The sequence below is a fragment of the Paenibacillus sp. FSL R7-0198 genome (assembly GCF_038000415.1).
Lineage (GTDB): Bacteria > Bacillota > Bacilli > Paenibacillales > Paenibacillaceae > Paenibacillus.
In genome coordinates, this window is sequence record NZ_JBBOCB010000001.1 from 2,272,236 (window position 1) to 2,298,280 (window position 26,045).

The 26,045-nt window shown below is 46.5% G+C and carries 25 protein-coding genes and 1 pseudogene; 2 read left to right on the forward strand and 24 right to left on the reverse strand.

Annotated features, from left to right (window positions below; translation table 11 throughout):
- Positions 1–7: 7 nt before the first annotated feature.
- The 4 genes from MKY87_RS09785 to modA all read right to left on the reverse strand — a co-directional run bounded on the left by MKY87_RS09785 (position 8) and on the right by modA (position 3,218).
- A complete protein-coding gene (locus MKY87_RS09785) occupies positions 8–829 on the reverse strand; it encodes a transporter substrate-binding domain-containing protein (RefSeq protein ID WP_036673581.1) in 822 nt (273 codons plus the stop codon).
- Positions 830–1,145: 316 nt separating this feature from the next.
- Positions 1,146–1,478 (reverse strand): hypothetical protein, encoded by a 333-nt coding sequence (locus MKY87_RS09790; RefSeq protein ID WP_338588425.1) that lies wholly within the window; start codon positions 1,476–1,478, stop codon positions 1,146–1,148.
- 184 nt (positions 1,479–1,662) lie between these two features.
- A complete protein-coding gene (modB, locus tag MKY87_RS09795; RefSeq protein ID WP_338588426.1) occupies positions 1,663–2,349 on the reverse strand; it encodes a molybdate ABC transporter permease subunit in 687 nt (228 codons plus the stop codon).
- On the reverse strand, positions 2,346–3,218 hold the full coding sequence (gene modA / locus MKY87_RS09800) for a molybdate ABC transporter substrate-binding protein (protein WP_339789239.1): 873 nt from the start codon (positions 3,216–3,218) through the stop codon (positions 2,346–2,348). Before modA ends, modB begins: the two co-directional genes overlap by 4 nt.
- A 237-nt stretch (positions 3,219–3,455) precedes the next feature.
- Here modA and MKY87_RS09805 point away from each other — a divergent pair, with 237 nt between their 5' ends.
- The gene (locus tag MKY87_RS09805) at positions 3,456–4,499 is read left to right on the forward strand and encodes a helix-turn-helix transcriptional regulator (RefSeq protein WP_339789237.1); all 1,044 of its coding nucleotides are present in this window, start codon (positions 3,456–3,458) and stop codon (positions 4,497–4,499) included.
- Positions 4,500–4,642: 143 nt separating this feature from the next.
- On the opposite strand, the gene MKY87_RS09810 is transcribed toward MKY87_RS09805, so the two are convergent.
- A complete protein-coding gene (locus tag MKY87_RS09810) occupies positions 4,643–6,715 on the reverse strand; it encodes a beta-galactosidase (protein WP_339789235.1) in 2,073 nt (690 codons plus the stop codon).
- A gap of 175 nt (positions 6,716–6,890) precedes the next feature.
- On the opposite strand from MKY87_RS09810, the gene MKY87_RS09815 reads away from it, so the two are divergent.
- The gene (locus MKY87_RS09815) at positions 6,891–7,748 is read left to right on the forward strand and encodes a helix-turn-helix transcriptional regulator (protein ID WP_340964203.1); all 858 of its coding nucleotides are present in this window, start codon (positions 6,891–6,893) and stop codon (positions 7,746–7,748) included.
- Between the two features lie 78 nt (positions 7,749–7,826).
- Here the strand turns inward: MKY87_RS09815 and MKY87_RS09820 are convergent, their stop codons facing one another.
- The 19 genes and pseudogenes from MKY87_RS09820 to MKY87_RS09910 form a co-directional block, all read right to left on the reverse strand.
- Positions 7,827–8,060: a helix-turn-helix domain-containing protein gene (locus tag MKY87_RS09820; RefSeq protein WP_339789229.1), complete on the reverse strand. Its 234-nt coding sequence runs from the start codon at positions 8,058–8,060 to the stop codon at positions 7,827–7,829.
- 9 nt (positions 8,061–8,069) lie between these two features.
- On the reverse strand, positions 8,070–8,546 hold the full coding sequence (locus MKY87_RS09825; protein ID WP_192136289.1) for a DUF2975 domain-containing protein: 477 nt from the start codon (positions 8,544–8,546) through the stop codon (positions 8,070–8,072).
- A gap of 276 nt (positions 8,547–8,822) precedes the next feature.
- Positions 8,823–8,993 (reverse strand): annotated as a pseudogene (locus MKY87_RS09830) (DUF3024 domain-containing protein); the annotation flags it as partial.
- A 30-nt stretch (positions 8,994–9,023) separates the two neighbouring features.
- On the reverse strand, positions 9,024–9,158 hold the full coding sequence (locus MKY87_RS09835) for a hypothetical protein (RefSeq protein ID WP_340964209.1): 135 nt from the start codon (positions 9,156–9,158) through the stop codon (positions 9,024–9,026).
- Between the two features lie 113 nt (positions 9,159–9,271).
- Complete coding sequence (gene rpsN, locus MKY87_RS09840; protein ID WP_036605831.1) at positions 9,272–9,541, reverse strand: 30S ribosomal protein S14; 270 nt, start codon at positions 9,539–9,541, stop codon at positions 9,272–9,274.
- Positions 9,542–9,805: 264 nt separating this feature from the next.
- A complete protein-coding gene (locus MKY87_RS09845; protein ID WP_340964212.1) occupies positions 9,806–11,002 on the reverse strand; it encodes a GTP-binding protein in 1,197 nt (398 codons plus the stop codon).
- Between the two features lie 559 nt (positions 11,003–11,561).
- Complete coding sequence (cntE, locus tag MKY87_RS09850; RefSeq protein ID WP_340967415.1) at positions 11,562–12,782, reverse strand: staphylopine family metallophore export MFS transporter CntE; 1,221 nt, start codon at positions 12,780–12,782, stop codon at positions 11,562–11,564.
- 41 nt (positions 12,783–12,823) lie between these two features.
- Complete coding sequence (cntE, locus tag MKY87_RS09855; RefSeq protein ID WP_340964215.1) at positions 12,824–14,017, reverse strand: staphylopine family metallophore export MFS transporter CntE; 1,194 nt, start codon at positions 14,015–14,017, stop codon at positions 12,824–12,826.
- A gap of 13 nt (positions 14,018–14,030) precedes the next feature.
- Positions 14,031–14,783, reverse strand: a complete 753-nt coding sequence (locus MKY87_RS09860) for an ABC transporter ATP-binding protein (RefSeq protein ID WP_340964218.1) — start codon at positions 14,781–14,783, stop codon at positions 14,031–14,033.
- Positions 14,784–15,593: a staphylopine uptake ABC transporter ATP-binding protein CntD gene (gene cntD / locus MKY87_RS09865; RefSeq protein ID WP_340964220.1), complete on the reverse strand. Its 810-nt coding sequence runs from the start codon at positions 15,591–15,593 to the stop codon at positions 14,784–14,786. It abuts the gene before it with no gap.
- Complete coding sequence (cntC, locus tag MKY87_RS09870; RefSeq protein ID WP_340964222.1) at positions 15,574–16,470, reverse strand: staphylopine uptake ABC transporter permease subunit CntC; 897 nt, start codon at positions 16,468–16,470, stop codon at positions 15,574–15,576. Before cntC ends, cntD begins: the two co-directional genes overlap by 20 nt.
- Positions 16,470–17,402 (reverse strand): nickel/cobalt ABC transporter permease, encoded by a 933-nt coding sequence (gene opp1B / locus MKY87_RS09875; RefSeq protein ID WP_133387061.1) that lies wholly within the window; start codon positions 17,400–17,402, stop codon positions 16,470–16,472. Before opp1B ends, cntC begins: the two co-directional genes overlap by 1 nt.
- 13 nt (positions 17,403–17,415) lie before the next feature.
- Positions 17,416–19,047, reverse strand: a complete 1,632-nt coding sequence (gene cntA, locus MKY87_RS09880) for a staphylopine-dependent metal ABC transporter substrate-binding lipoprotein (RefSeq protein ID WP_340964226.1) — start codon at positions 19,045–19,047, stop codon at positions 17,416–17,418.
- A gap of 282 nt (positions 19,048–19,329) precedes the next feature.
- Positions 19,330–20,616, reverse strand: a complete 1,287-nt coding sequence (locus MKY87_RS09885; RefSeq protein WP_340964229.1) for an opine metallophore biosynthesis dehydrogenase — start codon at positions 20,614–20,616, stop codon at positions 19,330–19,332.
- 57 nt (positions 20,617–20,673) lie between these two features.
- On the reverse strand, positions 20,674–21,468 hold the full coding sequence (locus MKY87_RS09890) for an SAM-dependent methyltransferase (RefSeq protein ID WP_340964231.1): 795 nt from the start codon (positions 21,466–21,468) through the stop codon (positions 20,674–20,676).
- Positions 21,469–21,511: 43 nt separating this feature from the next.
- The gene (locus MKY87_RS09895) at positions 21,512–22,372 is read right to left on the reverse strand and encodes a diaminopimelate epimerase (RefSeq protein WP_340964233.1); all 861 of its coding nucleotides are present in this window, start codon (positions 22,370–22,372) and stop codon (positions 21,512–21,514) included.
- A gap of 332 nt (positions 22,373–22,704) precedes the next feature.
- Entirely contained in the window at positions 22,705–23,931 is a 1,227-nt protein-coding gene (locus MKY87_RS09900; RefSeq protein ID WP_340964234.1) for an amidohydrolase, read from the reverse strand.
- 50 nt (positions 23,932–23,981) lie between these two features.
- Positions 23,982–25,043 (reverse strand): LLM class flavin-dependent oxidoreductase, encoded by a 1,062-nt coding sequence (locus MKY87_RS09905; RefSeq protein WP_340964237.1) that lies wholly within the window; start codon positions 25,041–25,043, stop codon positions 23,982–23,984.
- A gap of 121 nt (positions 25,044–25,164) precedes the next feature.
- Positions 25,165–26,037 (reverse strand): LysR family transcriptional regulator, encoded by an 873-nt coding sequence (locus tag MKY87_RS09910; protein ID WP_017692495.1) that lies wholly within the window; start codon positions 26,035–26,037, stop codon positions 25,165–25,167.
- Positions 26,038–26,045 lie beyond the last annotated feature (8 nt).

A 26,045-nucleotide genomic window follows, 5' to 3' on the forward strand; every position in this document is an offset into this window, starting at 1 on the left:
TCTCAGACTACTCTTCAACCGTATAGTCAGCTCCAAGCCACTCTGTGCTCAGTTTGCCTAATGTTCCATCTTCTTTGATCGCTTTGAGCGCTTCGTCCACTTTGGTTTTGAGCTCCTGCTCATCTTTGTTCAGAATGAAGTACACTTTGGAGTTGGAGAGGGCATCTCCTACCGTTTTCAACTGAGCATCAACCGCCTTATTCTGATAATCAATGGCAAACTGAGTGCTGATGGTGGCATCCACCCGGCCTGTTTTGATCTGGGTAATGGTATCCTCACCCGCTCCGGAATAAACGATATCAATCCCGTTGCCGTTCGCTGCATTCCATTTCTCAGCAAGTACAGCCGCATTACTTGTAGCACCAACAATCAGTTTTTTCCCTTTGAGATCCTCAATCGATTTTACTTCCTCATTTTTCTGACTTACGACGATTTTATTTGGAAAAATATTATAGGCTTCATCATTAAACAGGAACTTGGCCTGTCTCTCATCATTCACTTCCATCTGGTGAGCGATCAGGTCAATTTTTTTCGTTTCCAGACTCAGCAGCAGGTTTTTGAAATCCATGGTGCTGAATTCGAATTCATACTCAGGCAAACGTTTGTCGATCTCCCGGATCAGTTCCACATCATAACCTGTTAACTTGCCATTCTCATCAATGAAGCAGACATTCGGGAACTGTGTACCTGTTCCTACAATGATCTTTTTCACTTTGGTGTCGCCTGCTGCCGAAGCAGATTCTGAATCATTGCTTGCAGTTCCTGTGCTGCATCCAGCCAGTACCGCCAGCATTGTAATGAACAGCAGTGCTGTCCGGAATTTTTGAATCCCCCGTTTTTTAACCATTCCCAATCTCCTCCACAGGCTGTTATCACAGCGAATATGATGTGTACTCCCATTCCTCTACCCTATTAACAAACCATTCTTACTTGTATAGTCGGAATTAGGTTGAACAAAGAATATCATTACAAGTCATCTTAGGGCAATAACTAAACTAATAGGACATCCTGATATGGTTATAGGACTTCTCTATAGTACAAGAAAAAACCATCCCCAATATCGATTGGCGGATGGCTTCTTCTTGTATGACTCTCACTAATTATACCATTTTGGCGGTGCATCACTTGGTGTATACACTACTCATCTATCTGCGACTCGCCCATTTAATTTTACGTGCAACTTCCACTCGCTGTAATTGTAAGATACCGATCCGTTCCTCGAACTTCTTGCGTTCGTCCATGGAATGAGCGGCATGAATCTGGTGGCACAGACCTGTCAGTTTGCTGTTGATGTAATCAAACCGTGTCCATAATTCCTCTTCAGGTGTGCGCTGCTGCTCCGTCGCCGTCTGAAATATTTTGAGTTGGCGGATAAGGGATTGTTGCCATTCCTGATCCTGAATTTGGATGGCAAAATGCAAAAGATCCAGATAGTCATCGATTTGCAACGAAACGCCGCAATCAAATTTAGTGTTCATCGTCGTCTCTCCTTATTTCAGTACTTGGCTGGAATCCATTACTTCTATCTTACAGGAACAAGCCCACTGAAAGCGAGTACTGAACGATTAAATTTTGGGAAAATTTTTATTTTTTTATGTTAAAACATCTTTACATTTCCATTAAGACCAATTTGGCAGGATATTGATATTGGTACATATGAAATCAGACATTTTTTCCATCTCGCTGCTGTCTGGTCATCAGTAACATGAGAAACGAGATGATGATAATGGAAATAGTCCATGCCCAAGCCATGGTCTGATTGCCCGAATCCACAGCGACATAGATTGCCGTAGGTACCGTTTGTGTTTTGCCCGGAATATTGCCTGCAATCATCAGTGTCGCACCGAATTCCCCGAGTGCACGGGCAAAGCCCAGGATGAAAGCGGTCATCAATGCTCTGCCTGCGAGCGGCAGGGAAATATAACGAAAAACCTGCCACTCATTTGCCCCAATCGAACGACCCGCATCCTCCAGATCACGATCCACACCACTGAATCCCGATTTCATCGTCTGATACACGAGTGGAAAAGCAACCACCACCGCAGCAATCACCGCAGCCCACCAGGTGAAAATAACCGGAGCGGAGAATATGGCTTCAATCCATTGTCCAAACAGACTTTTACGCCCCAGTATGACAAGTAACAGAAATCCAACCACCGTCGGAGGAAGGACTAACGGCAGCATAAATGCCGTTTCCAGCAGGATCTTTCCCCGAAATGAAGAACGTGACATCTTCCAGGCTATCGCGATTCCGAGCACAGTGGCCACCACGCTGGATAACAGCGCAACCTGAAGTGATAAGCGCACCGGTGACCAGAATACGGACCAGTCTATGGCGTTCACATTCATTCCGGAATTGTGAATCCGTATTTCTCGAAGATATCCAGTACTTCAGGGGTTTGTAAATACGCATAGAATTGTTCGGCCTCAGTACGGTGTTTGGTTCCTTCAATAATGCCTATTGGATAATTGGCTGGTGTGTAGCTGTTTTTGTCCACTTCAAACGCAATTTTCACCTGATCCGAAGTAAGAGCATCCGTTTTATATACAAATCCTGCATCTGCATTACCTGTCTCTACATATTGAAGAACCTGTCTAACGTCTTTCCCCTGCACAAGCTTGCTTTCCAGTTCATCCCACAGCTTGGCATTGGTCAGAGCTTCCTTGGCATAGGTTCCCGCCGGAACACTTTCCGGAATCCCAATGGCTACCGTCTTGATGGAGTCGCTGGTGAGATCCGTTTCACTGGTTACTGTGTGGGTCCCATCTGCTGGTACTATGGCCACCAGTGAATTCTGTAGCAGATTCTTCTGATCGCCCGATGCAACCAGGTTTTCATCTACTAGCGCATTCATATTTTTTGTTGCCGCCGATACAAAGACATCAGCCGGGGCACCCTGTTCAATCTGCTGTTGCAAGGCACCCGAGGCGCCAAAGTTAAAATTAAGTTCTATATAAGGATTAGCTAACTCATAATTGGTTTCAATCTCTTTCATCGCATCGGTCAGACTGGCCGCCGCAGAGATCGTCAGATCTACCGTTTCCTGCGGATCGGTATTTCCTGCTGATGAACTTTCACCTGATGCCGCTGGCGTTGAGGTCGTTTGTTCTGCACCCATGGATGTATCCGTAGTGCCCTTGCTTGCACCACAACCAGCCAATACAAGAGCCAGTCCCAGTGACATACTTCCCAACACATATCCGATTCTCTTTCTCATTCATTTCTCCCCCAACGTTATCTTTAGATATAACTAGTTATAATTGATTATATCTAATTATACACAAGACAAACAAAATGGGAAGGTGATTAAGATCTCATTTGATTTTTGTTACCTGTCCTATGCGTTTCTTGCGTGTCCTCAGGTTTATGGCATCCCTCAATTAATGATATAGTACAAGAAACATTCATAACAAAACCATAATTGCTCTATACCTTTGAAGGAGGATCTTCACTTATGACGGAGGAGCAATCCTACACAACCGAAGAAATATCCAAGCTGCTCAAAATATCGAAACTGACAGTTTATGACCTGATCAAAAAAGGAGAGCTCGTCGCATACCGTGTGGGTAAACAAATGCGAATTGATGCAACCGATCTGGAGGCATATAAACGTCGTTCCAAACAACTTCAGTCCTCAGGTCAGCGTATCCCGGCTCCTCATCAGACCTCGGCATCAGGAACTCAGCCAGGTCAGGGTGATTTTCAGGGAACTTCCTTACAATCGACTACACCCATTGGGTCTGCGCATGCGAATACTCCAGCGAGTTCTGCTCATGCAATGACTGCTGTACCACGGCATCTGGTCATAACAGGTCAGGATGTCAGTCTGGATATTCTTATGCGCCATATGGAAAAACAAACTCGGGACATTCGTCCGCTACGCTCGTTCATGGGTAGTCTGGATGGGCTTATCTCGATGTATCGCGGTGAGTCCGATCTGGTCAGCACTCATCTGCTCGACGGAGATACCGGTGAGTATAATCTGCCGTATATTCGCAAAATTCTGACTGGAAGGTCCTATGTTGTGGTGAACCTGCTATCACGTCCTGCCGGACTGTATGTACAGCGTGGCAATCCGCAGAACTTGCAGAATTGGACCGATCTGAGCAAGCCTGAACTGAGACTAGCTAATCGGGAGATAGGTTCTGGTGCGAGAGTATTGCTGGATGAGCAACTTCGGCTGCATGGAATTCCTACCGCAGGTCTGATTGGATATGAAACCGAGGAAACCAGTCACATGGGTGTGGCTGCCAAAGTCAGTTCTGGCGAAGCCGATGTCGGAGTTGGCATTGAGAAAGCTGCACGACTTGTAGGCCAGGTTGATTTTGTCCCGCTCACACAGGAGCGCTATGATCTGGTCATGCTCAGGAAGCAAGGTAATGAAGCCTGGACAGAATCTGTACTGCGAATTCTCCAATCGCCGGAGTTCAGGCAGGAACTGCAATCATTCGAGGGATATGATGTATCCCGGACAGGTGAAATTTTGTACGAAGCGTAGTTATACAGAATATAACCAACAACACTCATGCTTAATGGATGTTACACATCACATCATGCATATACAAAACGCCTTGCAATGGCTGCAAGGCGCTTTTGGTGTTTATTTGTATATATAACGCATGATATTGATGAATGGATTCCTTATTGCGGCAAATCGATCTCAAAAATGAACACACCATACGCGGGCATGTTGATCTCATTCTGAAGTGTTGTACCTGACAGTAACTCTTTTGCTTGTTTCTTAAGCTTAATGGGTACTTGTTGATCCGAGTAGTTGAGTAAAAATACATAAGCTTTATCCTTACCGGAACGGATACCAAGCTCAACTTCGGACGGTACCTCTACCAGGTCATCCACAGGCGAGACTAGCCTGATTTCATCAAGAAGAGCATCTACGACCGATTCATTGTAAGCCGCACCATAATACCATACCTGCCCCTGACCTACCGCACGTTTGGTCAATGCAGGACTACCTGCATAATATTCGGATGTATACTCAGCCATGACCTGCACGTCAGAATGCTCCACATGAAGAACTTCGTTAAATCCGGCCGTTGACGTTCCCTCCTGAAGTCGCTCACTCGCCCCACTCCATTGCAGCTCAGCTGCTGGAATGGTTCCTTTGATTAAGGTAAAGTCCTCTACGGTTACACCACACAACTCAGCGACAGCCCCAGGGAACGGTCTCATATAACAATGTCCCTTGAGATCCTTATAGCCGGTGCGGGCACCGAAAAACAGGATTCCCCCTTGACTGACATAGGCTTGGAGAAGTTCTGCTGTCTCGTCTGTCATGATGGCCGGGTGAGCATAGATGATCACCTTATATTCAGATAACTCTTCCAGTGTTGTCGTTGGTTGCAGTGTAACCATGTCCGTCGGAATATGACGATACTGGAGCTGCTTATACCAAGAGCGTACACTCTGTTGCTGAAGCGGGCCGTGCCACTCGTCCAACTCCCCGTCCCAGATGTTATCGTAATCCTGTAGGATTGCAACATCGGCTTGATATGTAGTGCCCGCAATAACACGCCCGATCTTGGCAAACTCTTCCCCTACTTGTGCAACCTCGCGTACCCTTCTGTTGGGCTGATTATGGTAATCATTGATGCCATGCCAGTACATCTCGGTGCCAAATGTTGCCGTCCGCCAGCGGAAGTAGACGAGCAGATCTGTTCCATGAAGAACAGATTGATACGACCATAATCGGATCTGTCCCGGTCTTGGCGTACCCATGCCTATACTGTCGACCCAGCCTCCTGGCCCAGACTGTTGTTCCATGACGCAGAAGTTCGGTGACATATTGCGCACGTTCGACAGTTTCATGCTCCAGGTCCGATCTTGTAATGAGTTATCGTCTGTCCCTGGGAAGATCGTGGCAAACTGCGGATACGAATCATAGGAGAAGAAATCCAACAGGTCTTCTGTCATTTCATGATTATCCAAGTGTCCAAACGTACCGTTCGTTGTGATCCAATGTTTCGGATCCAGTTCCCGAATGATCTCCACCTGAAGTTTGGCAAATGAAATGGTATTTGCTGAGATGAATCTCTTTTCATCTAATGCCAGGTGAGGATTTGGCGATTGGCTGACCATATTTCGGGTAAGGTGAACTTGCTCCCAGTCGGTATAGGTCTGACTCCAGAAAACGGTTCCCCAAGCCTGGTTCAGGTTCTCCAACGATTCATAACGATTCTTAAGCCATTCACGGAAGGCGACATGGTCAGCCTCAGCATAGAAAACATCCATATGACAATTGAATTCGTTATCGATCTGCCATCCAATGAGAGCCGGATGATCTTTATAGGCAATCACCATATTACGCACGATTTTCTCACATTGCTGTCTGTAGATTGGGCTGCTGTAGTTGGTATGGCGTCGCATACCGTGTTGATACAATACCCCGTCCTTATTTGCGTTTAATACTTCAGGATATTTGGATGTTAACCATGCTGGTGGAGTTGCAGTAGGTGTTCCCAAAATAACACTTAAACCATATTGATGCGCCAGATCCAGTGCCTTCTGGAAAAAACTAAAATCGAACTGACCTTCTTCCGGTTCAAAGATGGACCATGCAAATTCAGCCATCCGAATAACCGTGATATTCATCTCTTTCATTCTAAGGAAATCGTCCTCCCACAACGCTTCCGACCAGTGCTCAGGGTAATAACAGACCCCCATTTTTAATTCATCCAATTGGATTGATTTTGCCACCTTTAATTGCCCCCTTAACCTGCCATATTGCCTCCATTCTATTGGAACCTTCACATATAATAAATGACAAGATTATGCGACTTATAATAAAATATTGTCATTGCTGAATATTCAAATAACAGTGGGCTGAATCTATTTCAGTTCACTACATAAAAATATTGCGTTTAAATGGAGGATGCACGTGAAAGAACATATCTTTCTCCCCAAGCCGGTTTTCCCCAGACATGTATGTTTTCCCGATTTTATTGGAGGGTACAGTGATTTTCCCAAGCATCATGTGAATCGGGAATATCGAACCAAAGATATCAACTTAGATCATTGCTACAATCTGCACCTTGTACTTGAAGGTAAAGGGTTCCTGGACACTGGAACCGCTTGTTATGAGCTAACACGTGGGCAGGGATTCCTCTATGGCCCCGGTCTCAGACAAACCTACTACTCAGATTTGGATGATCCTTGGAGTATTCGTTGGATTCACTTCTACGGTATTCGTCTCGAAGAGCTGTTAAATGGAAAAGGCGTTGACGAGCCATGGCTGTTTCAATGCTCCAACTTCCCGGTGGTTACCGCGCTCATGGATCGATTACTGGAGCTCGGAAGAGGCTATCAGGTGGAGGACGAGCACAGCATGGCAGCTACTTTATATGAACTTCTGACCCAATTACAATCCGCAGCGAGCCAAATTAATGTTTCGTTAAATCACACATCAGAGCGAATTCGTGAAGCAGGGAATTATATTCGTTCTCATAGTAACGAGCACATTACACTTGACCACGCTGCCGGGATTGCCGGATACAGTACAACATACTTTAGCCGCAAGTTCAGTCAGACGTTTGGTATCTCCTTCCCGGAATTCCTGATGGAATCCAGGTTATTACATGCGAAACAGCTGCTTGCCACAACCAACCTTTCCATTAAACAAATTACGCTGGAAACGGGATTTTCACAGTCAAGTTACTTCATCCGCTGTTTTAAAACCCAGGAAAACGTAACGCCTATGCAATTCCGTATGATGCACAATCATTCGTTATAGGCATGGCAGTATTCCTTGATCAAGCCGACGCCAAAGAAGACTCTGCATACAACATGCAGAGTCTTCTTTTGTCATTTTTCATATATCTTCATTTGTATCTTCGTCCTCGTCAGCCTTATATTCCAATATATCTCCAGGCTGACAATCCAGTGCTTTACAGATGGCATCCAGAGTGGATAAACGGATCGCTTTTGCTTTTCCTGTTTTTAATATGGAAATATTGGCGATCGTGATCTCAACTCTCTCTGCAAGCTCGGTAACCGTCATTTTCCGCTTTGCCAACATCACATCAATATTGATTATAATGGCCATATATTCACCTCAGACCACTAGGTCATTTTCTGATTTGATATCAATCGCTTCCTGTAACAATCTTTGGAGCACAGCAGAAAACACTGCGATGACCAATGAAGCAAAAACAGGAACCATTCCCATAAGAATGAGGCCTGGGGCATCATCTTTCTCTGCTACAACATACACAAAAGGCAACATCACAAAATAGAGACTACTGATTACAATAGCACAATATTTTATAGTTTTTAAGGATTTCACTGATATTAGAGAGAACGCTTCATTTTTGTCGATGTAGCTCAGCAGACGGAATGCCTGGTACAGTGCAACGATAAACGGAATAACGGACACATACATAATAATCACTATGGGGTATAGTGCACCTGCATAATTCGGATTCACCGGATTATTCGCTAACCAGGGTATGCCGAATATACATAAGGCAAGAATGGGAACACCAATAAGCAACACAGCCAATTTTAAAAAGATGGTTGTACCTCGCTTCACAAAAAGCACCTCACTTGTTTTAAGTGATATGAATTTATCATAATATTTATCGTTTTACAATAAATTTTTATTGTAAAACAGATTTTATTTATTCTTTTGCTCACTAAGGAAGGAAGACCAAAAGATCCCCCCTCTTTGCTTCAGTGATTCTTGGACACAAAAAAAGCCCAAAGCTAGCCACTGCTTCGCTAGCTTCGAACTCGGTTGCATCTACGCCATATTTGTCTGAATTAACATTAATTTTCACGAATGAAATATACTCTCAACCGATCTCGCTCACGTACGCCAGAACAGTCCAGCCTCATCCCGTTCCACCTGCTCGAGCACATTCTCAAAATCGGAACAAGGTGTAATAACATCTACCGGATTCCAGCTGCTCTGTTCATCTCTGGCATACACTTTCCACTGATTTTCTTCCCAGTAAAATCGGGCAATATGCATCTTATCCCAGTGATACCGCTCCTCGGCGGGTCTTTCTTAGGTCAGGATCAATTCATTGTCATTCATCTCATACGTCAACTTCATCATCGTACGCAGTGGCGCAGGTACCTTCTCGTGAATATATCCGTTCATTACAGACTGAATTCTTCGTAACGTAAACAAGTCCAACATGAAGATGCACACCCTTTCAGCAAAAAAACGCCCTGTTCTACGCACCGCATGTAGCTTCCAACAAGTAGTGCCCTTCCTCATGCAAAAGTGGTCAGCTACATCCCTTGATCATTTTACCAACTGGATTTTGTTACGCCAGGAATCTGCCCTTGATGAGCAAGTTCTCTGAACTTGATTCGAGATACCTTGAACTTGCGTAGATAACCCCGCGGGCGACCTGTCACTTCACAACGATTCTTTAGTCTGGTCGGAGATGCATTCCGTGGCAATTTCTGCAATGCCTCGTAATCCCCTTTTTCCTTCAATTCCCGGCGCAGGTCCGCATATTTTGCCACGATCGCCTGACGTTGCTTCTCACGTACCACTTTAGATTTTTTAGCCATGAATTATAGCTCCTTTATCCATCGAATTTATGTTTATGACAGAACAACCTTCCGATCGCTGTTATCCCCAGATTATATTGATTCATTTTACAAAGGGTAAATCCGGGGATAGCGTATGCTTCCGATGTAGCTTTCTTGCAGAAAGCTTGTAGCTCCGCTTCTTCAGGTCCTTTCTGTCCTCTCCGTTTTGTGTAAATGTTTATTTCAATTTATATAGATGTGCTTATACAGCGCTACTCCCAATGCAAAACATCATCTTCCGAGTTATACCGCTTCCACAGGCCATGGCAGTGGATTGTCGAACTGGCCCCAGTCGCCTAGCATTTCTTCATCACTGAGCAGGCACTGGTCCAGCTCATCTTCAATGCTCTCACGCTCCATTTCAATCCCAATCATGACAAGTTCCGTCTGACGATCTCCCCATTGGGCATCCCATTTCTCCAGAACATCTGGCTCGTTACGTAAAATCTCTTCTTTGTCCGCTTCCGGCAACGCCGCGATCCAATGTCCCGCAGGACCAAATTGAATGGATGGTCCCGCCTGACTCAGGCTTGCAGCAACATCCCCTTCGGCCGCGAGCCATACCAAACCTTTGGCACGTACCACTTCTTCCGGCCAGTAACTCATGAATTCAGCCAGACGGGAAGGATGGAACGGCTTTCTGCGGCGATATACAAAGGAACCAATGCCATATTCCTCGGTTTCCGGTGTATGCGACTCCTTCTCCAACTCCTGAATCCATCCAGCGGACATGCTCACCTTCTCAAAATCAAAGCGGTCTGTGTTCAGAATCTCAGACGGATTCACCTGTCCGTTCTCAGTCCGAATGATCTTGGCGTTAGGCTGTAACTTGCGGATGACCCCTTCGAGCTTGTTCAGCTCGGTGTCATCGACCAGATCACATTTGTTCAGCAGCAGCACATCACAGGTTTCAATCTGATCAATCAACAAGTCTACGACATCACGGGTGTCCTCATCTCCGGTCGCCTGGTTACGATCCAGAAGACTCTGTCCTGATCCAAAATCATGCCAGAATCGATTGGCATCCACCACCGTTACCAGACAATCCAATCGGGCCAGACGAGTCAGATCAATACCCGACTCCTCATCGGCGTATGTAAAGGTCTGTGCAACGGGAACAGGTTCACTAATTCCGGTGGATTCGATCAAAATATAGTCATACTTGCCTTCGTTCACCAGCTTCTCAATCTCTTGCATCAGATCATCCCGCAAGGTGCAACAGATACAGCCGTTGGACAACTCCACTAACTTCTCTTCCGTTCGAGACAAGGTTGCCTCCCCCTTAACCAGCGCAGCATCAATATTGACCTCGCTCATGTCGTTAACGATCACGGCAACCTTAAGCCCTTGTCTGTTGTTCAACACATGATTCAAAACCGTCGTTTTCCCTGAACCGAGGTAACCACTCAGTACGGTTACCGGAACTTGCTTTTGTGTCATAGAAATCTACTCCTTATATGTGCAGTCTGCGTAATCCAGACTTTAATAGTAATTATTACGATTAACAACAATGACTATAATCCTGTTGGACGGTCGTTGTCAAACTATTTTTGATTCAACCTGCAAAAAAAGGTTGATGACCGCCCCTTACACTTTCGCATCCTGATGATACGTTTTGGCAAGAAGTGAGTCATAAACCTCCTCTGTAAATATTCGCACTACATGCGGGATAGGCTAGACAGCGGAACTATCAATATAAATTAGAAGTACGCCTGTACCGGGACATATTCAACAAAACTATATAGATTGAACTGAACATTTACACGAAACGGAGAGGACAGAAAGGACCTGAAGAAGCGGAGCTACAAGCTTTCTGCAGGAAAGCTACTTCGAAAGCATACACTTCGCCTACAAGCTTTTTGCAAGAAAGCTAAATCGGAAGCATACGCTATCCCCGGATTTAACCTTATAAAAAGGAATCAAAAAAATCTGGGGATAACAGCGATCGGAAGGTTGTTCTGTCATCGGAGTGATCCGTGTAAATGTTCTTTAGTTCAATTTATATAGTCACCACAGATCTGGCCTTATTGCCCGCTTCCATCCGTTGCCTGAACACCAACACCAGTACCATCGCTGCAATAGACAGCAACGTGCAGATCATAAACATGGTCGAATACGAACTCACCTGTACAATGAGCCCCATCGCCAGTCCTCCCAGAGAGAATCCAAGGTCATACGAGGACATGAAAATCCCCATGAGTACATATCTGGAATCCGCAGGTAGCACAAAAGACAGATATGTGGTTAATGTCGGGTACAACAGTGCCAAGGCAAAACCGCTGAACACCGCGGAGAGATACACCAATGGCCCGATGATCTCCATCAGGCTGAGTAACTGGGTTCCCAGTGCTGCACACAGCATTAATCCTGCCATCAGCCAGGTATTCCAGCTACCGTCGGACGGAATTTTTTTACGCAAAATAAACCTGCACAGGATCACAACCAATCCCTGTATCGTCAGAAATACCCCAGCACTCGCCGTTCCGGTGGATACCATATACAGTGGAAGGAAGGTCGCTGTTGCTCCAAAAACGCAGGACGCAAACAACATCACCACACTGCTGATCAGCAGTGGCGTACTGCGCCAGATGCCGCCGAATGAACGAAACATATCGCCCAAGGTATACGATTTGTTCTGCACGGTACTCCGCGGCAGATCCACATTATACCCAATCAGAAGTGGCAAAGCCGCCAGTCCGATCATCAGCAGCGTAAACGCTAGATCACTGGCATTTTCCCAGATTTGTATGGCCAGGATCGGAATGACCAGAGAAGGAACCATCGTAAACAGGGTGTACATGGACAGCCCTTGTGCCCGGTCTTTGTCCTCCAGCTTTTCCACAATGCCTGCCTGCATCGTCATGGAGAAAAACGCCGTAGCCACCCCTTGCAGGGCTCGCAACCACAGATACGTCTCCACACCAAAAACAACAAACAGCAGTAGCGTGCCCGCATGCAAAAGCAATAACCATTGCATCACTCGAAGTGGACCATACTTGCCCAGCAGCTGTGCTGCAAAAGGTCTCAAGAGCATACAGGTGAACATATATGCCCCCATCATCAGACCAATCTCGGCCTGGTTCAATCCGGCGGCCTCGCTTCTCAAAGGCAGAATAATCGTCAAAGCAGAATTCGCCGCAAAAAATAAAAAGGCCAGCATATAAAACCGGATAAACGAAAAGGATACCGGATTTAATTTCCCATTGGATGTTGCCGTCATTGAAGACTTCAAACGTTTGTCACCACTTTCTCTTCTAGCAGTCAATTCACAGATGTACCTGTCACGGGTCTACGCCGTTCATAGGCAAAAACGATCATTACCGCTCCTAGGATAGCACAGATCATGTACATAAATGAATAGGAAGAGAAGTCAGCAACGGGTCCCATAATCACACCACCCAGAGAAATACCCAGATCCGCCATCGCGATAAATAACCCGATCAGAACGTTCCGATTCAGCTTAGGCAAGACAAAAGATAAATAGGTCGTGAGTGTCGGATACAGGATCGCCTGACCGATTCCCATGAATACAGCACCCACATAGAAAAAGACCACCCCGCCTGTCACGGCAAAACTGACACATTGCGCAGCTACGGCGAGCAGACACATGGTGCCCATCATGAAAGGAGAATGCCAACTGCCATCGGAAGGAATCCTTTTCCTAAGCATAATTCGAGCCAGTACCACCGTTCCTGCCTGAAGCATCAGATATACGCCGGCATTCCCGTTTGGTACTTGGCTCGCATACAGCGGAATAAACGTTGTAATCGCGCCAAATACAACCGAGGCAGCGAGCATTAACACACTACAGCGAAATAAATACGGATTCTTCACCAACTGCCCAAAGGATTCCCACATGCTCACATTCTGCTTCGATGGATTCTCAGCAGGTTTCTCCTTGTTTGGTTCCATTTTGGCGGTATATCCGAAGACGCCCGTACAGACGGCAATGCCGATCAGAACCACTGTAAAATAATCCATGCCTCCCGCCTGCCATATCCCCAATGCGAGCACAGGCCCCAAGATCCCTGGTATGTAACTGAACAGCGAATAATACGAAATGCCCTGTGACCGATCTTTCTCCGGAAGGGCATCAATAATGCCAATCTGCAAAGCCATGGAAAAGAACGCTGTCGATACCCCCTGCAAAATACGAGCAACCAAATAACCTCCAAGTCCCGTAAAGGTATATAAAATCAGCGCAAATCCATTGATAATCAGAATCAGACGTAATATTTTGATTGATCCGTGCTTTTGAATAATCCGACCGGCCCAGGGTCTGAAGAACATCGTTGTGAACATATAAGCACCCATGATCAGTCCAATCGTTGTACCGCTCGCACCCAAGGACTCCCCTTGTAATGGGATGATCACGTTAAGAATGGCATTGGCACTGAAATATAGAAGAACCAATATGTACAAGCGTAGAAAAGGCCAAGACATCGCTCCACTCACAATGGGGCTCCTCCTAAAATGGTATTAAATGCTTCAATAATCGCTTCGCATAGTCGGACTGTACGTCCTTGAGTTGCTTGGTCGGAACAATCTCTACAACCTGTCCCTCTCTGAAAATAATTAGCCTGTCGCAGATATAAGCTGCCGCCTGTATATCATGGGTGATAAAGACATAGCTCAGCTTGTAGATTTCCTTCAGCTCTTTCAGTAATTGCAACACCTGAATCTGAACAGACACGTCCAGTGAACTGATCGCTTCATCAAACACGATAAGTTTAGGGGCGGTAGAGATGGCCCTCGCAATGCACACTCTCTGAGCCTCACCGCCCGATAGTTCATGCGGATATTTGGATCTATAAGAAGGGTCCAGTTCAACTTGATGCAGCAGCTGATCCACCTTCCCTGAGGTATCTTTATCCTGTCGTACCTTTTGCTGAGCTTGCATCGGTTCCATAATGGCATCTTCAACCGTAAGAAACGGATTAATGGAAGACGTGTAATTTTGAAAAACGGCGCTGATGTTACCCATTCGAACACGTCGATCCTGTACGTCTTTCCCATCCAGCGAGATCGTTCCACGATCCGGCCGTTCAATGCCGAGGATCAGACGGCCCAATGTGGATTTGCCGCTTCCGCTTTCACCGATGATGCCCAGACACTCGCCCTGCTGGCATTCAAAGGTAACCTGTTTCAAAACTTGTTGTTTGTGCTTGGAGAACAGTCCGCCTTGATTATATGATTTTTCGATACCTTCCACCTTTAGCATCTATGACTCCCCCTGCATCAACGCCTTGAAATGATTGCTTAGCTCCAGCCGGGTAGAGACCAGATACTGCGTATAGGCATGCTTCGGCTCTGTCAAAACAGAATGCATGCTGCCACGCTCAACGATCTTGCCGTCTTTCATAACCATCACGTCATCTGCAATCTTCTGGACGACGCCGAGATCATGGGAGATGAACATCATGGAACAGCCCATGCGTTCACGTAATTGAATCAATTGCTCCACCACTTCATATTGAGAGATCGTATCCAGTGCCGTTGTCGGCTCATCCGCAATAATCAGATCGGGCTCCAGCACCAACGCCAGTGCAATCATGATTCGTTGCAGCATCCCACCAGACAGTTGATGTGGATATTGATTCAGAATCTCGCGTGGGTTTCTGAGCATGACGCTTTCCATGGCATGGATGATTTTCTGTTCAATCACGCGAGTGTTCCAGCCAAAATGCTGCTGAAGCGTCTCCCGAATATGAACACCAATGACACAGGAAGGATCAAATGCACTCATGCCATTTTGCAAAATCATACACAGATGCTTGCCCCGCTTACGCCGCATCTCCGGTTCCGAAAGCTGGTTCAGGTCTTCGCCCTGAAATGACATTGTGCCCGATTGGCGAATCCATGGCTTGTTCAGTCGCATGATGGCCCTGCACGTAACGGACTTCCCACTACCACTTTCCCCCACGATGGCCATACAGCTTCCCTGTTTGACTTCAAATGAACTGTCATGAATGATCACTTTGCCTGTATTGCTGTCCCATACTTTCAAATGTTTAACCTCGACTATATTCATAAGCGGCCTTTCTCACCTCACTTTCGTAAGACTTGTCAGACTTACCTTGAGAGGTCATCAATTTGGGGTCCAGAGCCACTTGAAGCGCATCCGATAAAAAATTAAAAGCAGACACCACCACCACAATGGCCAGGCCTGGTGCCAACATCAACTCAGGTCTGGAGAACATGACTTCCCTCGCCTCATTGAGCATCATGCCCCACTCCGCATGCGGAGCCTGGATTCCAAGCCCCAGAAAGGAAAGGCCGGAGATCTGCAACATCATCGAACACATGGAACCGCTGGCAATGACAGCAATATCGGCAAATGTAACCGGAACAATATGTTTGGTTATAATTCTCAGATTAGGCGTGCCGGAGGCTTTAGCGAATTTCACATAATCCATATCAGAGAATTGCATCACAGATGTTCGAATAACGCGGGCAAACCAGGCCCATTTCATCCACACAAAGGCAATCAAAATATTCTCCAGTCCTGCACCCAGAATGCCAACCACCGCCAGTGTCATTACGTATCCGGGGAAAGAAAGCATAATGTCACAGACTCTCATGATCCACGCATCCACTTTCCCCTTGAAGTAACCTGCGATGAATCCAACAATGGCCCCGATCAGAACAGAAAGGCTCAGCGCAACCAGAACCCATAACACACTTGGACGGATGCCATAGATAAGTCGGGATAATACACATCTGCCCAGATGATCATTACCTAATAGATACTCCCAGGATGAGGAGGCGTATCGAAGCTTCATGTTCACTTGCCCAGGGTCATGCGGTGCAATAAGCGGAGCCAAAATGCCCGCCAGAATCGTGACCATAATCACTACCAAAGAGGTCATCGCAAGCTTGTCTTTGCTCAGATTTTTCAGTATTCGCATCAGAATTCCTTTCTCAACCGGGGATTCATCGCCGCATTAATGATGTCGGATAACGTATTAAACAAGACAAAGGTTACAGCCAACATCAGAACATACGCCTGAATAATCGGAAAATCCCTGCTTAAAATGGATTTTACACTGAGCCTTCCGAGCCCCGGCCAGGCAAATACATTTTCAATGACCACCGTACTGCCCAGCACAATCGGGATCGCCATACAAAAGATCGATACGGCTACCTGTAATGAATTTCTCAGAATATGCAGGGTTACTTTCTTTTCGCTCAGACCGCTTGCCCTTGCATATAATACATAGTCCTCATTCATATTGCTCAGCATGGAACTTCGAACCGTTCGGAAATAAATGCCTGTATAACTCACCGTGATTACAATCACCGGTAGAATGTAGCTTCGATATGAGTCCATACCACTGGTAGGTAGCAGATCCAGCTTGACGGAAAAATACCAGATCATCATGGCTGCAAGCCAGTAGGATGGCATGGCGGTAAGGAAAAATGATACGCCTCTGACCGATCGATCCAGCAACTTGCCTTCTCTCATGGCACAGATCACACCCAGCAGAATGGACAGCGCAATAATGAATACCGATGAGACAAGCGTTAACTTCAATGTGTTCATAAAAGCCGGCCCCATCAATGACCATACGGGTTCACCAGATACATAAGAGTTGCCAAAGTCCAACTGCACAACAGCCATGATCCAGTTCACATACTGGATCATGAACGGCTGATCGAACCCCAATGCCTTGTTGGTCTGGGCAATTAATTCCTCTGTGATCTGCGGAACTTCCTGTGCCTGTAACACAACAACCGCCGGGTCCAAGGGAGATAGATTAATCAGAACAAACGTTATAAATGAAATGATAATCAGTAAAGGGATGGTTAACAGAATCCTTTTGACGATATAACTTCCCATATCCATCTCCGCTCTATTTAAAATTCATTTTTTCAAAAGGTAGTTCATATTGGGTCTGCTTGAATGAGATTCCATCGAGATTTTCAGGAGCGACTACGGTGACACGTCCATTGGTAATCGGGATGAAGACTGCTTCATCATGGACGATCTTCATAATGTCGGCATACAGGGATTGGCGTGAAGCCTCATCCGTGGAAACCATGACCGCATCGATTTTTTTGTACAATTCATCTGCTTTGGAAATTCCGCTTGTCGTATGCTTGTATGCCGAATCGGACGTAAATGCCGCAATGGTACTTTGTGGATCATAGGCCAGTCCCCAGGTTTGATTAAAGAGCAGGTCATATTCCCCGGTGGCTCTCCGATTCGCAATGGAAGTGGATTCTTCGCCCACAATCTCAAGCTGAACACCCAATTCTTTCATCGAATACTGGATCAATTCAGCCTGTATTTTCTGTGAAGACGAGTTGCTGTCATAGTATAGTTTCATGGCTAAAGGCTGACCGTTCTTCGTTCTCACCTCTTTACCATCCGCCAATGTCCAGCCAGCTTGGTCCAAAAGATTTTTAGCCATTTCCGGATCATAATCCCGTTTCTTCAGGTCTACCTTGGCGTAATTGACATTGGCTGAAAATAGCGTGTCCGCTACAGTCTGCGTTCCGTTGAAAATATCCTTACTGATCGTTTCGCGATCAATGGCAACCCATAGCGCTTCTCGCACTGCCGTTTCCTGAACCGGACTATTCTGGCGACTGCTATTGGCTACGATCATATTAGTATTCATCGCTTCACTTCGAACCACTTGATAACCACCGGATTCAGCCAATTGGTCCATGGCTTCGACATCGATACTATCTGCTCCCCGGTCATCGGTGAACACAAAGTTGATCTCTCCCTTTTGCAATGCCAGGAATGTTGTTTCACCTGCCGGAAGGACCTTGGATGTGATCTTCTTGATTGCAGGTGCACCACCCCAATAGTCTTCATTGGCTTCAAACGTGGCATTCTCTTCGACTTTATGAGCAGTAAGCTTGTAAGGTCCTGTACCGTGGAAACCACTTACTCCGTCTTTGGTTCCGCCATCCTTGAAATCCTTGGGTGATATGAAGACGTAAGGTCTTGTCATGGACAATTCCACCAGTGCCGGATAATAGGCTTCCGATAGCGTCAGCTCCACCGTGTGCTCATCTAAAACTTTTACACTTGTGATTTTGGTAGACAGCTTGATCCAGGCATGTTTTTCGGCATTCGCCTGTACTGCATCGATATTTTGTTTAACCGCCTCTGCGTTGAACGGCTCTCCATCATGGAATTTCACATCTTGTCGCAGATGAAAGGTATAGGTCTTCCCATCCTCGGAAATATCCCATGATTCAGCCAGCAATGGCTTGATTCCGTCAGGCGTGTTTTCTACCAGAGACTCATATACCATCCCTTGTGCAGGCATAGAGCCTGTATACAGATGGGGGTTCATATCATTAATATCTTTGGCAGAAGCATAGATAAGTTCCGTTTGTACCTGGCTATTGGCAGGCTCCGTTTGGGCGCCATCTTTTTCTTTTGTGCTCTGCTGTCCGCATCCGACGAGCAGCGCAATGGCAGACACCAGTAATAGTATGGATGTAAAAGTAAGACCCTTTTTCACAACATTTCCTCCTGATGATGAAATTACAAGCGAACCTCGTAGGTTACATCGGGCAACTCCGATTGCAGTACCATCTTCCGATCACTGTTATCCCCAGATTTTTTTGATCTCTTTTCCAAAGAGAAAATCCGGGGATAGCATATGCTTCCGAAGTAGCTTTCTTTCAGAAAGCTTTTAGGCGACCGCTTCGCTTCTTCAGATTGGTTCTGCACTCTTCGTTATGATGTAAACATCAGGTTCAACTTGATTAATTTGAGATGTAATTAACCCAATTACTCAAAGTCAAAGTCCGGTGCAGATCATGCGGATATCCTCTTCAAAGGATTGGATGACAAAGGCGTTGGACAAGGGCTGATTCGGGTGTGCGTCTGCCACTTCCTGAAGCTTCGCCTCATATTTGGCGATAAATTGATCAATCGTTGGGCAGCTCACATCGAGATGTCTGGCAATGCCATGAATGATTTTGATGCGGTAGTAATCTTCCTTGGGCATCCGGGGGATGTCCAGTTCCCTTTCGCGGTTCATGAACGTTTGACGGAATGGCACTGCTGAAAAGTCGAAATATTTCCCTTCCGAATCGGGTTCCGAGAATGGGTCAATCAATAATGAGGTGTATCGTATGTATAATAAATACTCTTGATGAATGACCTGCAGCTGATTGAAATTCTCGATATCCTGACGTGATATACTCTCTAATCGAACCGGATAGTTGTCATCCGTCATGAATTGAAGCAGGTTGACTCCCTGGATATCAAGTCGTTCCGTAATATTCATAATCTCCTGCCACTGTGCCCGCATATCCCGTATCAAAACTTGTGTAATCGGACCTTCAGGATACATCTTGTATACGTATTTCTGAGTATCTGGAGCTCCAAAGATGGCCTCTAATGAGAAGTCATTCATGAACAAGGGTGGATGCACGTACAACGAAATATTTCTCGTTTCCGCCTCCAGTGGAGATCGCATCACTTCCAACTCAATACCCAAACGTTCATAAACTTGGCATAACATACTGACCTGTTCAGACGGGTAACGAGCGGAACCGATATAGACCTTTTTCTTCACCCCTGTAGTAATCACATGATTGGACGGATGTTCGTGCATCCAACGGGTATCTCCAAGGTAGGTAGAGAAACTGATCACTTCCGGCGTTGCATTCCGCTCTCTCATATAATGGGTCACGAGTCGATTCGACCCAAACGTTGGAGAAATCAAAATGATACATTTCAGTTGTTTGATGAATTCATTTTTCATTTTTTCCAATACATCGATATAAGCATCGGTGGTAACCGCCAAAATGAGTGTATCCCATTCCCCCTGGGTGGTGTCATATCCCTTGAACACATGATCAACGAAACACTCACCTGCGAGCGATTGATGTTTCTCATTTTGAATGCTGACCTGAATACGTTGATTGCTCTGTTCGAGGGCTGAGAATACGGACGCTGAACGAACCGATTGTCTCCCCGCAATGCCTATTAAGCAGTTGAGATGATCTTTGAGCGTTACCGCCAACTGAATGGATACCGGTCCGGTTCCAAGTAACAAAATTCGCTGAAGATTGCTCATATAAGCCTCCTTTATTTCAAAGTTCGACCTGGACTCCATTTAGATTAACTTGGATGGCTATGCTTTTTGGTACAACGCAATATCGAATACATCATCCGGACGCAAAATCTTGTCGACCAGCTTCCACTTGCTGTTGTCCGTCTCTCTCATCGGATAATTGAACAAGGACTTCAACTGGTCACCATATCTCATAGCTACTACCACCTGCGCATTCGTCAGGGTATGCAATTGATCTAGCAAATCATATTTAGGGGCCACCGTAGAGCTGAAAATGATATGGGTTGCTTCCCTGGTATAATCCAGATCCTCAAGCAATGTTGACTCCAAACGAATCTTCAAGCCCGCGCCCAGCGTCTCCACTACTTTCTGCCCGAGTCTAATGGATTCTTCATCAATATCGATCCCAACGACCTCTGCACCTGTTCGCTTGGCGATGAGTAATGGAGTCATGGGGAATGAACCGGAGCCGACCAACAATACTTTCGAATCGGAGGTCACATGGAAGCTGCCAAATTCTTTATCGATGCACTCTTCGATGTTTTTGAAATAATCCGCAATCTGTACATCCCCGTTCTCTAACTTCAATGCACGATATTTCTCCATGATCGCCACACATTGAGCAGATTTATTTCTTAACGCCCATACAAGCGAATCAAGCTCTTGCAGCTCCGAATGATCCAACTGTTCCCAAGCTGCCTTATTCTCCTGATCGGTCACAAAGCGGGAGTAGTCATTGATCACAGCCTCCAGCTCCGAACTATGCTGAATCGTATGATCATACTTGCTCGCGAGCTTATCGAATATCTCTGCAAATTCACTCAAACATGTCTGAAAATGGACCAATGTGATCATTTCTTTTCCCCCTATACGTTGTCTCGATCATGTATCATGTACCTCATGCGTTTACAACGCTCCATTCTGCTGGAGCATCTATGAAGGCTTTGCCCTGAGCCACGATGCCAACCGATCCCTCAATCGTAATACTCCCAAGTTCTGCGCCATTCCACTGGGCTACCACTTTAATCGCACCACCAGGCTGCTTGATGTACTGTGTAATCTGCCTCTGCTGGCTCCATGCGAGATACGCTCCGACGGAGGCCGTACCCGAACCACACCCTCTCTCCCAGATCAGACTATCCAGCTCCGGAACATAGATGAGTGGGGCCATTTCTTGCAAGTGCGATTGATATAACAAGATACCGATCAGCTTATCTCCCAGGGTTAATCCCAGTAATCTTGCAAGGGTCTGTGCCCTCTTCCTCATCGTATCGTCGAAGTCATCAACTTCGATCACGATATGGATGAACTCAGCGTACCGGATGATCACCATATCGAGTTCGATGCCTTCGTATCGGATTGTTCGTTGTTCGATCTGCTTCGGAATCGGCATCGTTACCTGGCAGTTGTATTCGTTCTGCTGTTTCTTCACATGGCACATGATCAATTGATCGGTTCCGGAAACCTCCAGCATGATATCCATAGATTCCTGTTGTGCCAGTCCTGCTTCATATGCGTGGTGTGCTGCAAGTGCCATACAGGCATTGCCACAGAACTCTCCTCCGGCCATTTCCAAACGGGCAGCAGCTTCCGGTCTCCTCGTTGGTTCAATGAATCCCACTTGTTCAGCGTAAACGTTATCATACGACATTAGACGAGTCGCAATATGATTGTATTTCTCTGCTGCATGATCCGTTTTAACCAGAATCGTCATGTTTTGAGTGGGACTGAACTTGATAAAATCGATCTCCTGTTTCATCGCAGCAGCTACTCCTGTTCTTCATTTTTTACTAATAGTAATTATTACGATTAAAGGTCGAGAAAAATATAGCACAACCTTTTAGGGAGCGTCAACAAATATTTCCATTAAAAAAATAAAATTTAACAATACCTTCAGCTGCCCCTCCTGTAAGAAAACCCAAACAAAGCTGACGCTTATGCGCCAGCCCTAGCCATAACTACACCATATAACAAGATTCAACGAATCGTCGTTCCTACCTCACTCTCACTTAAAAAAGGGAATTCGAAAAACGGTTGCCGTCGAACGGAACCGTTTCGATCTGGATATGATCCAGTGATTCACTATACTCATCACTCTTGATGTGCTTGCACATTGTGCAGTGCTTTCTCAGCCAGTGCAGCCAGAAGATGTGCTCCCAGCGGCAGTGCCCGTTCATCCACATCAAAGCCAGGGTGATGCCACTCATGCGGGCCAGAGGTGCCCAGGAAGAGGAACAGGCCGGGAACTTCTTTTTGATAAAAAGAGAAGTCCTCACCTGCTGGAGAAGGTAACGGTCTAACGCTATTTAATCCAATCTCACTTGCAACTTGTTCCGCCGCAGATGCGAGAGCTTCATCGTTGACCACGGCAGGTGGTCCCTGAATCCAGCGAACCGTAGCTCGTGTGTCATAGGCTGCCGCCACACCGGCGACCACCTGATTGAAACGCTCGCGAATCCGTGCACGCACTTTCTCATCGAAGGTACGTACTGTGCCATCAAGGATTGCTTCATCCGGGATAACGTTCCAGGCTGTGCCGCTATGAAGCTTGGTGACGCTGATTACAGCACTCTCCTGTGCTCCCACATTACGGCTCACAATGGCCTGTAGTGCCGTAACAATGTGGGCAGCAACCACAATCGGATCAATGCCTGCTTCCGGCACGGCTGCATGGGTGCCTACACCTTCCACTTTGACAACAAAACCGTCTGCTGCTGCCATCAACGCACCTTCCCGAATGCCCACTGTACCCACCTGGAGATCAGGCTTATTATGCAACCCAAATACGGCCCGAACATCGGACAATGCGCCGCTCTGGATCACTTGCCGTGCACCCGTTGCTTTTTCCTCCGATGGCTGGAATATCAACCGTACTTTCCCAGGAAGCGTGGACTCACGCTGCTTTAACAATCGTGCTGCACCAATCAGAATCGCCGTGTGTGCGTCATGTCCGCAAGCGTGCATCTTTCCATCTACCTGGGAGGCAAATTCCAGCTTTGTCTCTTCTTGAATAGGCAGCGCATCAATGTCCGCTCTTAGAGCAACCACAGGTCCGTCCTCTTGACCTACTTCAGCAACAAGCCCTGTCCGCAGTACATATTCGTCTGCAATACGGACACCTTCCTCTTCCAGCCAACTGCGAATGGCTGCCGTCGTTTCCTTTTCCTCGCCGGACAATTCCGGGTTACGATGCAGGTGTCGCCGAATAGTGATTAAACGTTCCACGAATGCTTCTGCCCGTTCACCGTGAAGCTCATGCTCGGCGCCCTGTACTAATTGCTCAGTCTGCTGCTTGGGCTGTTCCAGATCACTTTTCATCACATGACCTCCCATTCGTATATATTCACTGCTATATTAACTGCCTAATTCTATCCGATTGCAGCTTCCTGTTCCTTGGATTCCAGTGCAAATTCGCTTAGTCCCTGCTCTGCCAGAATCTCACGCAACAATTCGAATGAACGAATTCGCTTGGTAAAGTCCCGTGTAGCTGTAGTCACAATGAACTCTTCCACAGCAAAATCCTGCTGGAACTTCAGCAGCGCCTGACCTACGCTTTCCTTCGTACCTCGGGTCACACTTGGCTCCAGAATCTCGATCCGATAGGTTTCGTTTGATTGACGTCCGAATTCTTCCGCCTGTTCCACAGAACCCACCGTCAGCACCTTTCCACTCTCCAGATGGATCTTCACCAGCATATGCTCACTCGCAAGACCTTCCGCTTCTTCCTCACTTTCGGCCACAATTAACGATATGGCTAATGCAGCGTAAGGCTCCCGTCCCTGGGAACGATCAAATTGTTCACGATATACACGGATCGCTTGAAGCGCTACCTCTATATTACTGTTAATGAACAGTGAAAAGACATATGGGAGTCCCAGTTCCGCAGCCATGCCTGCACTATCGACACTTGCTCCAAGCACATACAGTTCCGCTGGAATGTCGGACACAGGCGAGGCGCTGAGACCTGCAAGTGGATGCGACTGATCTTCAAACGGCTCATTGTGGATGTATCGTTTCACCTGAACAATCTTCTCTTGAAGAGAGGCAGCTTCCTGAATACCTTCCTGCAACGCCTGCGTCGAACGAGGTAACCCGCCTGGTGCACGACCGATTCCCAGGTCAACTCTTCCTGGCCCTAGCGCTGCGAGGATATTGAAATTCTCGGCGACTTTGTATGGACTGTAATGCTGGAGCATTACTCCGCCAGACCCCAACCGAATCCGCTTGGTATGCGCAAGCAAGTGGGAGATGAGTACCTCTGGGGAGGACCCTGCAACATGCCCTGAATCATGGTGCTCCGACACCCAGAATCGATGGAATCCAAGCTGCTCTGCCCGCTGTGCCAGCTCAATTGTATGCCGAAAAGCATCCACCGCCGTTTCCCCTTCATAGATGGGAGTCTGATCCAAAATGCCAACACGAATACTCATATCCTTCTCCTCCTTGATTGTGCTGAACCGCTGTTCTTGAATCACTATTAAGTTGAACTGGAGATGTTACAGTTCTGCACTCTCCGTTTTGGTTTAAAAGTCAGATTCAACGTTAGACGCTTTATAGTTGCCGCAGCAGTTCCCCGAAGGGCTCTGCCAATGGCGAATATTCTTCTTTTAACGTGACAACGCTGATCTGCAACGATACACCTGCTACCTCATGTACCTGAATGGGGAACAACTCCTGATTCTGCACTTCCTTCTTCACCGTGAGTCCCGGGAGAAAGGCAATGCCTGCCCCTTGCATAACCAGTTTCTTCGCCGTCTCCGAATTATCGACATGATATGTAATATTCGGCGGATGTTCCAGCGAGTCGAAAGCCCGGTGAATGCGAAGCCAGTCCAGTGAACCACATTCAAAAAAGACCAGTTGCTCATTCCGGATGGCTTCCATGCTGACATGCCCGCTCTCAATGAATGGATGTCCTTTGTACACATAGAGCTGGATCGGATCTTCATAAAAAGCAACCGTACGGATCGCAGGATGCATGACCTTGCGTACAAAGGCAAGATCGATCTCCTGACCAAGCAGTTTGGCAATCAGCTGATCCGTCGTTGCTGTCGTCAATTTGATGTTAATTTCGGGGTAAGCTTCCTTGATCTTGGGTAGAAAATCAGGAATGACATAATTGGACACCGATACTGTACTACCGAGCCGAAGCGCATCCGGTGTTGATCGCCGTTGCTGAATCTTCTGCTTGCCCTTCTGAATCACTTGCAGCACTTGCTGCGCATATGGCAGGAATTTCCGACCTTCCTCTGTCAGCACAATTTGCTTGCCAAGCCGATCAAACAACTTGCAGCCCAGCTCCCTTTCCAGTGACTGAATGCGAGCTGTGACCGAAGGTTGGGACAAGAAGAGTACTTCGGCAGCCTTATTGAAGCTTCCATAATGATTGATATATACAAATGCTTCAATATTCTCGATATTCATGAGCGCCT